This window comes from Sphingobacterium sp. NPDC055431, assembly GCF_053644255.1.
This window is the reverse complement of the sequence record NZ_JBSHLH010000001.1, coordinates 281,601-294,185: the sequence shown is the minus strand read 5'-3', so window position 1 is coordinate 294,185 and position 12,585 is coordinate 281,601. Positions and strand designations below refer to the sequence as shown.

The 12,585-nt window shown below is 40.9% G+C and carries 8 protein-coding genes; 2 read left to right on the top strand and 6 right to left on the bottom strand.

Annotated features, from left to right (window positions below; all coding sequences use genetic code 11):
• Window positions 1-101 precede the first annotated feature (101 nt).
• A complete protein-coding gene (locus ACWIB3_RS01285) occupies window positions 102-497 on the top strand; it encodes a hypothetical protein (RefSeq protein WP_185211290.1) in 396 nt (131 codons plus the stop codon).
• A gap of 16 nt (window positions 498-513) precedes the next feature.
• Here the strand turns inward: ACWIB3_RS01285 and mutS are convergent, their stop codons facing one another.
• Window positions 514-3,120 carry a DNA mismatch repair protein MutS gene (mutS, locus tag ACWIB3_RS01280; protein ID WP_454290687.1) on the bottom strand — a complete coding sequence of 869 codons (2,607 nt, stop codon included), beginning with the start codon at window positions 3,118-3,120 and terminating at the stop codon, window positions 514-516.
• Window positions 3,121-3,259: 139 nt separating this feature from the next.
• Here mutS and mtgA point away from each other — a divergent pair, with 139 nt between their 5' ends.
• Window positions 3,260-4,003 (top strand): monofunctional biosynthetic peptidoglycan transglycosylase, encoded by a 744-nt coding sequence (gene mtgA / locus ACWIB3_RS01275; RefSeq protein WP_454290686.1) that lies wholly within the window; start codon window positions 3,260-3,262, stop codon window positions 4,001-4,003.
• A gap of 16 nt (window positions 4,004-4,019) precedes the next feature.
• Here the strand turns inward: mtgA and ACWIB3_RS01270 are convergent, their stop codons facing one another.
• From ACWIB3_RS01270 to ACWIB3_RS01250, 5 genes are all read right to left on the bottom strand, one after another.
• Window positions 4,020-5,054, bottom strand: a complete 1,035-nt coding sequence (locus ACWIB3_RS01270; RefSeq protein WP_454290685.1) for an isoaspartyl peptidase/L-asparaginase family protein — start codon at window positions 5,052-5,054, stop codon at window positions 4,020-4,022.
• Between the two features lie 102 nt (window positions 5,055-5,156).
• Complete coding sequence (locus tag ACWIB3_RS01265; RefSeq protein ID WP_254526531.1) at window positions 5,157-6,485, bottom strand: DUF5125 domain-containing protein; 1,329 nt, start codon at window positions 6,483-6,485, stop codon at window positions 5,157-5,159.
• Window positions 6,482-7,975, bottom strand: coding sequence for a glycoside hydrolase family 30 protein (locus tag ACWIB3_RS01260; protein WP_185215902.1), 1,494 nt, complete (start codon window positions 7,973-7,975; stop codon window positions 6,482-6,484). The genes ACWIB3_RS01265 and ACWIB3_RS01260 overlap by 4 nt, the downstream gene beginning before the upstream one ends.
• 10 nt (window positions 7,976-7,985) lie before the next feature.
• Window positions 7,986-9,494, bottom strand: a complete 1,509-nt coding sequence (locus ACWIB3_RS01255; RefSeq protein WP_237219420.1) for a RagB/SusD family nutrient uptake outer membrane protein — start codon at window positions 9,492-9,494, stop codon at window positions 7,986-7,988.
• Between the two features lie 34 nt (window positions 9,495-9,528).
• A complete protein-coding gene (locus ACWIB3_RS01250; RefSeq protein ID WP_454290684.1) occupies window positions 9,529-12,498 on the bottom strand; it encodes a SusC/RagA family TonB-linked outer membrane protein in 2,970 nt (989 codons plus the stop codon).
• Window positions 12,499-12,585: the final 87 nt, after the last annotated feature.

The window sequence follows — 12,585 nt, the reverse complement described above, 5'->3', positions numbered from 1 at the left end:
TTGTTTTTGAGCTAAAAAAGAACCTTTGCTAAAATATTTGTATGCTGGGATTAATCTAAATGGAATCCCTATAGTCTATTTCCCTAAAGACAGACAAGCATATGAAAGCAAAATTACTTAAAATCGTAGCCTTGATCATGGTCGTAGGACTATTTTCAGCCTGTTCAAAAGAATACATCGGGGGATCTTATTTTTATCCTGAAGACTTTGCTGTAGATGTTTTTGATGTCTATAAAGTGAGTCCAGATACCTACCGCGTGGAGTATGCGGTAACTAATCTTTCCAATATTGATTATTACCAAGGACAGGATGGTGATTATTATTTAGAATTCTCCTTGGTTGGACATAATGGGGCACCTTTTTTCAATGAGGCACCCATTGGTACCTTATATGCCGGTGAATCGTTCCGTGGAACGATGATCATTCGGGTCGACCCTCGATTAGGGTATGATCCAAATGACATCTCCTATGATATATATGATGCTGGTAGGTACTAAACTACCAGCATATTTTTTAGTTCTTCAATAAACGCTGGATTTCGTCCAGTTTCATCAATGCCTCTACCGGAGTGAGGGTATTCACATCCAAATTATTCAGCATATCCCGAATCTTTTCTAGCACAGGATCATCAATGGCAAACATCTGAAGTTGATAAGCCTGTTTTTGGATCTTACGCATACTATCCTTGATCTTTTCTCCGCCGGTCCTTTCCTGTTCCAGGCGTTTAAGGATCTCCCCAGCACGTCCGATCAGTTTTGGAGGCATACCGGCCAATTTAGCCACATGTATACCGAAACTATGTTCAGAGCCACCTGGAACCAGCTTTCTAAGGAAAATCACTTTATTATTGACTTCCTTCACACTCACATTAAAGTTCTTGATCCGAGACATGGAAGTACTCAATTCATTCAATTCATGGTAATGGGTGGCAAATAAAGTTTTTGCCCGACAGGAAGGATGGTTGTGCAGATATTCCGCAATGGCCCATGCAATGGAGATACCATCATAGGTACTGGTACCACGGCCGATTTCATCTAACAGGATCAAACTACGGTCAGACAGGTTGTTCATGATACTTGCCGTCTCGTTCATTTCCACCATAAAGGTAGATTCTCCAGAGCTAAGGTTATCCGATGCTCCAACACGGGTGAATATCTTATCCACGATACCAATAGATGCTTCTTTAGCAGGCACAAAGGAACCGATCTGCGCCATCAGCACAATTAATCCAGTCTGTCTCAGCAAAGCCGACTTACCGGCCATGTTAGGTCCTGTAATGATAATGATCTGCTGACCTTCGGGATCCAAAAAGGTATCATTGGTAATGTAGTCCTGCCCTATTGGTAGATTCTTTTCAATAACGGGATGTCTTCCCCCTTTGATATCGATGTTCTTTCCAACATTGACATCAGGTCTTACATAGAAATTCTTTTCCGCAATGATGGCAAAATTCAAGAGCACGTCCAATTTTGCAAGCAATTGGGCATTTAATTGAATCGGTTTGATATATTCCGCAATAGCGAGCATAAGCTCTGCATAAATACGGTTCTCAATGGCTTGAATTTTTTCCTCGGCGCCTAAGATCTGCTCCTCATATTCCTTCAGTTCCTCGGTAATATAGCGTTCAGCATTGACCAGGGTCTGTTTACGGATCCAACCTGCAGGTACCTTATCCTTATGGGTATTGGTAACTTCCAGGTAATAGCCGAATACATTATTAAATGCAATCTTCAGGGATGGAATACCTGTAGCTTCAGATTCACGTCTCTGAATTTCCAAGAGATAATCCTTACCACCAAAGGCAACCTTTCTCAATTTATCTAAATCAGGGTCCACTCCATCAGCAATAACATTGCCTTTGTTCAAAGCAACGGGTGGTTCAGCTTGAACGGTCTGTTCGATTTTATCTCGGATAATCAGGCAAGGATTGAGCTGTTCAGCAATAACTTTTAAAGATTCCGCCTCCTGTTCTTGGCAAAGCTCCTTTAATTTCTCAACGGCATAAAGGGCCCTTTTGAGTTGGATGACTTCGCGAGGATTTGCTTTTTGCAGTCCAATCTTAGAGATCAATCTTTCCAAATCACCAACCTGTTTGATCTCTAGGACCAATTGGTCTCTTAGGTTTCTATCTTGATAAAAATCCTGAACGACCTGAAGTCTTTCATTAATGGATTTTTCATCCTTCAGTGGCATAACGATCCATCTTTTCAACAATCTGGCGCCCATTGGCGATGAAGTTTCATCAAGCACATCGGAAAGGGTAGTTGCATTTTCATTGGCTGAACTGATCAGCTCCAGGTTGCGGATCGTAAAACGGTCCAACCACATATATCGATCTTCTTCGATCCTGGAGATATTGGAAATATGTTGCAGGTTTCGATGTTCGGTTTCATTGAGGTAATGCAATGCCACTCCAGCTGCAACTATCCCGATAGGCATACGGTCGATACCAAATCCTTTCATGGAATTGACTTCGAAATGCTTCAGGAGGTTTTCGGTGGCATAATCACCGGTATATGGCCATTCATCCAAGGTATAGGTGTAATAGTTGGAACCAAACTGTTCCACGAACTCCTTATATTGTTTTTTTGGAAGGATGATTTCAGTAGGTTTAAAGCCTTGCAAAAGCTTGTCGATATATCCCACGGAACCTTGGGCGACCAAGAATTCACCGGTTGAAATATCCAGAAAGGAGACCCCTACCGCCTGTTTATCCATGAATACAGAAGCCAGGTAATTATTGGATTTCTGTTGGACTATATTTTCATTGTATGAAACACCAGGTGTAACAAGTTCAGTTACTCCTCTTTTTACGATGGTTTTGGTTTGTTTAGGATCTTCCAATTGATCACAGATCGCTACCCGTTGTCCAGCTCGTACCAATTTAGGCAGATAGGTCTCCAGGGAATGGTGGGGAAAACCGGCTAATGCAGTCTCAGATTCAGAGCCATTTCCTCTCTTTGTCAATACGATTCCTAAAATCTTGGCTGCTTTAACAGCATCTTCTCCAAACGTCTCATAAAAATCCCCAACTCTAAACAGCAATAAGGCACCGGGGTATTTGGCCTTGATGGTATTATATTGCTGCATTAAAGGGGTTTGTTTCTTTGCTTTTGCCAAGGTTATTCTTTTTTTGTATAAGATGTAAAAATAGCAGAATTGTGGCGATTTGCAAAACAATGCCTACATCCAAAAAGCATTAGTGAAATGACATAATAATTAAAAAATACATCTTATGTTTGCATAAAATTTCAAAGTAATGGCAATCAAACGTTCTACCAGCAAGAACAGGAAAAAGCAAACCAAGACATCCTTCGGGAGCACACTGAAGACCAAGGTCCTTCCTTGGGTAATCAGGGGAGTGATTGCCTTTTTCGTATTGACCATACTTTGGGTCATTGCCCTACGTTTTACGAATCCTCCCATAACCTATTTGATGTTAAAAAGAGGTTTTGAGCGGAAAGCAGATGGTAAGGATTGGAAACTGGAACGCAAATGGTTGGACTATGAGGACATCTCAAATAACCTGAAGCGAGCTGCATTAGCTGGTGAAGATGCTCATTTCATGACGCACAATGGTTTTGATACCCAAGCGATCAAAGAAGCCTTTGAGAAAAACAAAGAAGGAAAAAGATTAAGGGGCGGAAGCACCATAAGCCAACAAACAGCTAAAAACGTATTCCTATGGCCTGGACGTTCATGGCTCCGCAAGGGTTTAGAAACTTACTTTACGGTACTGATAGAAGTCTTTTGGAGTAAGAAAAGGATCTTAGAAGTATACCTGAACGTGATAGAAACCGGACAAGGAGTTTATGGAGCCGAGGGGGCAGCACTATATTACTTTCATAAGTCGGCTAAAAGCCTGACCAAGAAAGAGGCTGCATTGATCATTGCCATCTTGCCTAGTCCACAAAAGTGGGATGCTAGAAGACCTTCTAATTATATTAATAGAAGAGCTAATAGCATCGTGAGGTATATGAATTACTATAGCATACCGGAGTAATGCTATAATTTATTCCCTATTTATAGATTTCCACATGGATTTTCCCGTCTGCAGTAACCGTTCCACGGTACATGCCTTCGGTATTGAAAGGCATAGCGACTTCTCCATTTTTGTCGATTGCAATCAATCCACCATCGCCACCTAATTTCCCTATTTCATCGATAACTTCCTGCGAAGCTTTGGCTACATCCATTTTGGCATATTGCATTTTTGCAGACACATTGAATGCAGCAACAGAACGGATAAAAAACTCGCCCCAACCTGTACAAGAAATAGCTACCGTGGCATTGTTGGCATAGGTTCCGGCACCAATAATTGGCGCATCACCCACCCTACCGAATTTTTTATTGGTCATACCCCCAGTGGAAGTTCCTGCCGCAAGGTTACCATGTTTATCCAAGGCCACACAGCCCACAGTTCCAAATTTTTCATCTTTATATGGAGGCAAGAAAGCCTTTTTATCGTCATGGTCCAGTTCAGCACGATCTTTATCTCTTTCCAATGCCCTTTGCAGTCCATCCCAACGTTGCTTGGTCCAGAAATAGGAAGGGGCAACGATTTGGATACCATTATGCTGCGCAAATTCCTCTGCGCCTTTTCCAATCATCATGACATGTTCCGATCTATCCATGACAGCTCTCGCTGCACTGATAGGATTCTTGATATTGGTAACACCGGCTACAGCACCAGCCTTTAGATTAGATCCGTCCATAATGGCGGCATCCAGTTCATTTTTTCCTTGATTTGTGAACACGGCACCTTTGCCAGCATTGAAAAGTGGTGAATCTTCCATGATATGGATAGCTGCTTCGATGGCGTCTAAGCTAGATTTTCCCTGTTTGATCTGTTCATAACCAGCCTGAAGGGATTCGGTCAGTTTCTCAATATAGGCTTTCTCCAGGGAGTCCGTCATATTCTTTTTTAGTATCGTACCTGCACCTCCATGAATGGCTAAAACATACTTTGGTTTTGAATTGCTCTGTGCAGAAGAAGGCGTTAAATTCATCGTTACACACATTAAGATTAATAAGTAGGTTACACTTTTTTTCATAATTAGATTCAGTTTTAAACAAAGAACGCAATAAATACCTAAAAAACAAAAGGGGTGGAAACGCCTTCATCCACCCCTAATCAATCTAAACTGTTAGTTGTTTTATTGTTTTGTCACACTAAGTTTTGCTTTGTTATTTCCTTCAGACAGATCAACTACGAATACATAAGTTGCACCTGCTTCCAGTTTTTTACCAGCCTGAAGACCTAAATTGCCTGGGTCACGGCCATTTGTTCCATCTCCAATCAAAATGATGTCACTAGAGGTTGTCAAGTCTGTATTCTTGAATTCACCGTTCCATCCTTTTTCATGGAAGAATTTGAAGTTGATATTATCGGTATTGATGGATTGTCCAGCCACTACGGTCACTTGGTATTTCTTACCTCCAATTGGTGTCACACAGATGGCCTTTCCTGGATCCCAACCTACCTGATTGTCTGCAACAGTTGGTTTACCGATACCTTCACCAATAATCCAGATAGCTCCGGTACCATCGGCATTCAATCTTGCTAGATCATTTCCGTTCATAGCTTCTACCTTAATATATTTTTTTCCTAGATCGGCAATGAAGCGGTATTTTCCAGACATGGCATTGAAGTAGTATTTATCACCATCTTGACGGATATAGTCCTTATCGACCCACCATCCCGCTGGCATTCCTTCAAAGGTCAATTCTTCATCTTTGTTGATCGTTAGGTCAACTGAGAAGATTTCATCTTCAACCATGGACATATCTGTATCATTGATTGCATAACGAAGGAAAGGTGAAGCCGCATAAGTCAAGGTATTGAAACTGATCTTATAAACTCCATCGAAAGCATTAGAAAAGGGAATTGGCGTATTTACCCCTTGTAGGATCGCTTTATTCTCCCATCCAAATTGGATCTTATTTCCGAACTCACCTACTTTAGGCGCTTCGATATAAGCCGGAGCTTTCATCTTAAATTCATCAGAAACCTCGTACTGGTTAGGCCCAACCTTGTTCATGCGATAGGTCTTTCCTTCAGCTACTAAGTTTAAATAAGGAAAATCTGGTCTCGTGATATTCAGGACTTTTTCTTCCGTTTTACTCACCATCTGCACATTTTGAAGGGTAAATTTCAATAAGGCAGAACCATTTGGAATGTTCTTTAAGTAAGGAACATATAATTTCCCAGAGTACGATCCAGCTTCTTTTGTACGTATGGTCTGTTCCGAAACGACTTCATCACTGAACAACAATTGTACTTTTAAGGTAGAAAGGTCTACGCTTTTATCCGAAACATTCACGGTATATTGCAAACTATCGCCAAACAAAGAAGCAGTTGGACTTTTAACTATTTCAATGGCAGGCTCCCCAGCGCCATAAGGCACGATTAATTCATCTTCTTTACAAGAGAACATCAAGCTCAAAAGAAGTGAAAAGGCTAAATAATTGATTAATTTTTTCATTTTTTCCAAGAATAAGAAACAACAGAACCTGCAGGAACATCATAACTGAAATGATTTTTCCCATCCTCAATAACAATTCTAGAATTGCTTCCATTTGCATTTGCAATCACAAAAGCATAGCTACCATCGGTGTTTTTGAAAGCAGCATATGACAATCCAGCATCTGTATAACCTTCAGACCCAATGCGTACTGCACCTGGTTTTACCACGGCTGACATATGTCCGATGATGTAGTAATGTGAGTTTCTGCGAATGGTCTTGTAATCGGCTTTGCTGATATCAACGGCACCATAACAAGTTTGGCAACCACCTTCACGGTTAGGGCCTCTTTCCGAATCCAACATTAAATTCCATACGATCACCCCTTTGCTCCAGTTGTTTACTGTTCCTAAGGCTACTTCACGCATATCCTCCAACAATCTTTTTCCTAGAGCATGGCCGTCATTCCAAGTTCCAATGGAAGTTTCGGTAAAGATCAAATCTTTGTTCGGTGCTTTGGCGTGGATATCCAATAACTCGGCCTTGTCACCACCATAGTTATGGTAAGCAGAACCAGCGAAATAAGCAGCTGCAGCAGGATCTTCAAAAATCTTGATTGGATAATCCTGTTGTTCTGGCATATTATCATAGTTATAGTTATGGTCGAATGCGTAGATTTTGGTTGTTAATCCAGCTGCTTTCATCTTAGGACCAAGCGCATTTTTAACAAATGCTTGTTGCTCATTCCAAAACATGACCAATGAAGCCGAGTTCTTATCGTTCAATGGCTCATTTTGTGTTGTAATGGAGTAAATATTAACTCCATGTTCTTTCATGGCTTGGATCCACTTTACAAAATAGGTTGCATAGTCTTGGTAGTATTTAGGGTTCAAGTGCCCCCCTGTCCAAGAATCGTAGGGTTTCAATTCCGTCAAGTTATTCACTTTCATCCATTTTGGAGGAGTCCATGGCGAGCCCATGATCTTGATTTCTGGATTGATGGCGATAATCTCTTTTAAAACTGGAATCACATATTCCAATTCTTCCGATTGAAGTGCGAAGTTTTCAATTCCTGGTTTATCGGCCAAGGTATATTCATCCAATGAGAAATCAGAACAGCCAATAGCGATACGGATATAGCTTTGCCCCATTCCTTCTGTTGGAGAGAATGTTTCTTTTAGGAATTTCGTACGGTCCTCTGGTGCCATTTTCAACAAGTTGAAGGCTGCAGAACCGGTGATAGCAGAACCAAATCCATCCATGGTTTGGAATGTTTTGCTTTCATCGATCTTAATGGTCTTAGTACCCATGTTACTGGTCTTGCTAAAGTCCACATAGGATTTTTTGAAATCATGGCTTAGTGATCCGGTTGTTGTATAGATTAATACATCTCCTGATGTAGGGTCTACAGGAACTGGGTCTCCGCCATTGATATTCGTGTCATTTCCACAAGCCGTAAAAATCGAGGAGAACAAGCTTGCAACAAATATATATTTCTTTAAATTATTCATAGTTTCAGTATTAATATCCTAGATTTTGCTTGATTTTAGGGTTTTCATCTATAATCGATTGCGGAATCGGCAAGCGATATGAGTTCTCTGTAAATGGATAAACTTGGGCTTTTCTGCCTGAATCTTTTGCATATACTGCATTCATCACCGATTCAACTTTATTCAAGCGCACAAGGTCATACCAGCGTTGCCCTTCGAAAGCCAATTCTAATCTTCTTTCACTCAACAAGGCATTTAACATGGCGTCTTTGCTTCCTTTAACGGCATTGCTCAATTTCGGAAGTTTCACACGTTGGCGAACTTGATCGATAATTGCAGCTGCTGCTGTAAGATTAGGGCTATCGCCATTGATCAACGCTTCAGCTTTCAGCAATAACAGGTCCGCATAACGAATTTTTATGATGTTACTGAATGCCGAACGAGTTTTATACATGAATGGGTAGTTGCTTGCCGGGTAGTAGTTGCTCCAACCAGCTTGATAATACACTATAGATTCTGTGTAGCGGATCTCATCTCCTTCGCGGGTGAATGCATTTATTAAATCCCTTGAAGGAGTGATCCATTTTGCCCATGTAAAATTGCTATTGTAGTTTGATAGGTCACGTCCAAACATCCAGGTTACCCAGTTTCCATTACCCGCAAAGAATTGGGTTTCTAAAATAGCTTCTTTGCTATTTCTGATCAATGGTTCTGCATTTCCTTCTTGAACGCCAAACAAATTTTTATAATCTGCATCTAAAGCAAATCCATCTGCTGCCAAATCATCCACATATTGAATAACCTTTGCATAGTTACGGATTGGTTTTTCAGCATAGACCTTGGCCAATAAAGCTTTGGCTACGGATTTTGAGAATTTTGTTTTGTTAGCGGCATTATTGGATGGCGCATCGACGATGGCTTCTTCCAATTCCTTGGCCAAGAATTCATAAACCTCCTTTTCAGGCGTCTGGCTCGGGAAATAATCGTCGTAAACCTCTTCGATATTTTCTGCGGTTATATCTTTACCCACTGTGGTCACCAAAGGAATATCGCCCCACAAACGCACCATATCAAAGAAAATCAAAGCTCTTTGAATTTTTGCTTCCGCTTTGTATTGCTTACGTAATGCAGAGGACAGGGAATTGTCAGCCACCGAATCCACATTAACGATCAGGATATTCAGTTTGGCAACATCCTCCAGGTAACGGATCCAATCGCGCTGAACAACTGAATTGGAACCTTCGATGCCGTTATTTTCATAAGGCACTACTTCGGCACCAGTGGTTCCTGCGTAAGCATTATCTGAATGCGATTCAGCAATCAACATTTGGTCAAGATACCAATGTTCCTGTCTATCACGTAGGATGTTATATAAGCCTTGCATGTAGTTGTCTACCGCAGCTTTGTCTTTAAAGACTACTTTTTTTCCTTCTTCATTTACCCCTTCGGTCACGTCAGAATATTGACCAAGAGGATCTTTATCAAGAGAGCAGCTTGAGATGGCCACAGTACCGAGTACTGCGATCAGCATCTTCTTCATTATATTAAATTTCATTGTTCTCATCATCATAATCTTAGAACTCCATATTTAATCCAAACACGAATGACCTAGTTTGAGGATATGTACCCCAATCTAAACCTTGCACCCTACCTGAATTCCCCCATTGGTTAACTTCTGGATCCAAGCCGGTGTATTTTGTCAAGGTAATTAAGTTGGTGGCTGAGATAAACGGAGCCAATTTGTTAATTCCAATTTTTGACAAGGCTGGAGCTTTGATGTTATAGGAAAGGGAAATGTTTTTCAAGCGGATATAACTTCCATCTTCTACGAAGTATGAGGAGTTTTTCATATCATAACCTGCACGAGGGACTTCGGTAATTTGACCTGGGACTCTCCAACGTTGAAGGACACGTGTAGATTGGTTTTTCCCATCGTACATGCCTTCCATTTCCATTCTGGAAACGTTGTAGATATCATTGCCTTGAGAACCTTGGATAAAGATATTTAGGTTCAATCCTTTGTAAGAAAGGTTATTGGTAAATCCGAAAGTGAAGTTAGGGTTAGGGTCACCGATGTAAGTTTTATCATTGACAGTCACTTTTCCATCGCCATTGATATCGGAATAGATCATATCACCAGTTTCAGGATTTACCCCTTCGCTGATATAACCAAAGAAACCACCCACAGGTCTTCCTGCCTCGTTTCTTACTACGGTTTCATTAACATAATCCGTGGTTCTAGCATCGAAATAAACAGGTTTCAGCACCAATTTGGTGAATTTATTTCTGTTGAAAGAGATATTAAAACCTGAAGACCAAGTTAGACCTTCGCCTTTTAAGATATCAGCATTGATATTGGTTTCAAAACCGCGGTTGGTCATTTCACCCTCATTTCTTTGGATTTGGGAGATATTACCACTACCTGGAAGATCCACCCACATCAACATGTCGGTTGTGTTCTTGTAGTAGTAATCCAAGTTCACGGTCAATCTATTATTGAAACCTGTAAAGTCCAAACCTACCCCAGTTTGTGTGGTTCTTTCCCATCCTAAGTCAATTGTTCTTAGGTTTTCTGGAGTAACGGAAGCTAAATCGTTGGTTTTACCTTCTTCGAACCATGGTGAACGGATAATATTATAGCGTTGTAAGTAAGCATAGTCACCGATACCCGATTGGTTACCTGTTTGACCCCAACCTCCACGAAGTTTTAAGTCGTTCATCCAAGGCACATCACTTAGGAATTCCTCCGATGATAAACGCCAAGCGGCTGAAACCGATGGGAACATAGACCATCTTTTGCTAGGGTGTAATTTAGAGGAACCATCTGATCTTAAATTGGCAGTTACCAAGTATTTGCCATCATAATTATAGGAAAGACGTCCGAAATAAGACATCATTGCCCAATCAGATGCTGATGAACCGGTACCAGTCCAGGAGATTTTATTGGCCACATTCAAGGTTTCGATCAAATCATTTCTAAAGTGCGAACCGAGGATATAACTGTTGGTATAGTTTGAGCTTAACCAAGCTGTACCTGCCATGGCTTCGAAGTTATGTTTATCAAAGCTTTTATTGTAGGTCAAGGTGTTATCAAAAGTGATGACGGTATTCATGTTTCTAGAATCCGTTGCTTCACCGAATTGGTTCCTACCCCAAGAAGTAGACAATGGGTCCAAGAAAGTAGAAGAAAAAGCATTTCTTCTGTCTAGGGCGAACAACGTTTTGAAGTTCAATCCTGGAGTAATGTGAACTGTAGCTGAACCTGATCCAATCAATCTGTTTTCACGGTTGCGGTTATTTCCTGTCGTTGCTAAATTCTCCAGTGGAGAAGTCACGTTCAGACCGTAGAAGTTATTGTAGAACTGTTTCGGATTGAAAGGATCCATGATCGGCGCAAAAGTCGGCGTATTGATTGCAGACAGGACAACCCCACCTCTATTGGAACCTGTACCTTCCACCATTCCGTTTCCGTTATAGTCAGCATAGGAGAAGTTAGCATTCACAGTTAACCAATCCCTCACTTTGTTTTCAATGTTACCCCTGAAGTTATAACGTTTATAGAATGTGGAATGGACAATCCCTTTATCATTTACATAGCCACCGGAAAGGAAGTATTTGATTCTATCCGAACCGTCTGAAATGGAAAGCTGATAATCTTGGGTCAATCCATTGCTGAAGGTTTCATCGAACCAATCGGTTTGGTCTGTCAATCCATCGGGCAATTTCACAATACCGATCTCATCCATCAACTCTTTGTATTGCGCCGTGTTTAAGGGCGTAATGCTGTTGGTCACTCTATTTTGAGTCGCTAAAGCATTCAAAGTAATCTTTGGATTTCCAACTCTACCCTGTTTTGTGCTGATCAAGATAACCCCGTTTGCAGCCCTCGACCCGTAGATAGAAGCTGAAGATGCATCTTTTAGGATCTGCATATCGGCGATATCATTAGGCGAAAGGAAGTTGATATTGTCAACTGTTACTCCGTCAACCACATAAAGCGGGTCATTACTTCCGTTGAAGGAAGTGGTACCACGGATACGGATAGAAGTTCCACCACCTGGAGCACCAGAAGGTTGAGAAACGGTTACCCCTGCTGCTTTACCCTGAATAGCTTGGTTGGCATTGACAATTGGTCTTTCGTCAATGTCTTCCAAGGATACGGAGGAGATAGCGGCTGTTACATCTTTTCTTTTAACTGCACCATAACCGATAACAACGACATCTTCCAGCGCATTTGTTTCTGGAGTCAAAGTGATGGTCAATTCTGCTTGTGCAATTACTTCTTGGCTTTTATAGCCTAGATAAGAAACTCGAAGTTTTGAATTTGCTGGAACATTCTCGAGTGTAAATAGTCCCGTGTTATCTGAAGAGGTAGATGCAGAACCTCCGATAACAGTAATGGTAGCCCCAATAATTGGTTCATTGCTGGCTTCGTCTATAACCTTTCCTGAAACTCGAATTCCATTTTGCGCGAATGCAAAATTTGAAAAAACAGATACCATAAAAAGGAAAAGACCGATACTAACTTTAGTAAAAAGTTTCATACGTCTTATAATCAGTTATGAGATTAATAAAATAATTTAGGGTATACCTAAACTTCCCATTCCAAAGTTAAGCAGGGTGCTAATTTT

Bases quoted from the DNA above. Each gene is read 5' to 3' on its own strand.
- ACWIB3_RS01285 (WP_185211290.1), top strand. From the start codon at position 102: ATGAAAGCAAAATTACTTAAAATCGTAGCCTTGATCATGGTCGTAGGA.
- mtgA (WP_454290686.1), top strand. From the start codon at position 3,260: ATGGCAATCAAACGTTCTACCAGCAAGAACAGGAAAAAGCAAACCAAG.
- ACWIB3_RS01270 (WP_454290685.1), bottom strand. From the start codon at position 5,054: ATGAAAAAAAGTGTAACCTACTTATTAATCTTAATGTGTGTAACGATG.
- ACWIB3_RS01265 (WP_254526531.1), bottom strand. From the start codon at position 6,485: ATGAAAAAATTAATCAATTATTTAGCCTTTTCACTTCTTTTGAGCTTG.
- ACWIB3_RS01260 (WP_185215902.1), bottom strand. From the start codon at position 7,975: ATGAATAATTTAAAGAAATATATATTTGTTGCAAGCTTGTTCTCCTCG.
- ACWIB3_RS01255 (WP_237219420.1), bottom strand. From the start codon at position 9,494: ATGAAGAAGATGCTGATCGCAGTACTCGGTACTGTGGCCATCTCAAGC.
- ACWIB3_RS01250 (WP_454290684.1), bottom strand. From the start codon at position 12,498: ATGAAACTTTTTACTAAAGTTAGTATCGGTCTTTTCCTTTTTATGGTA.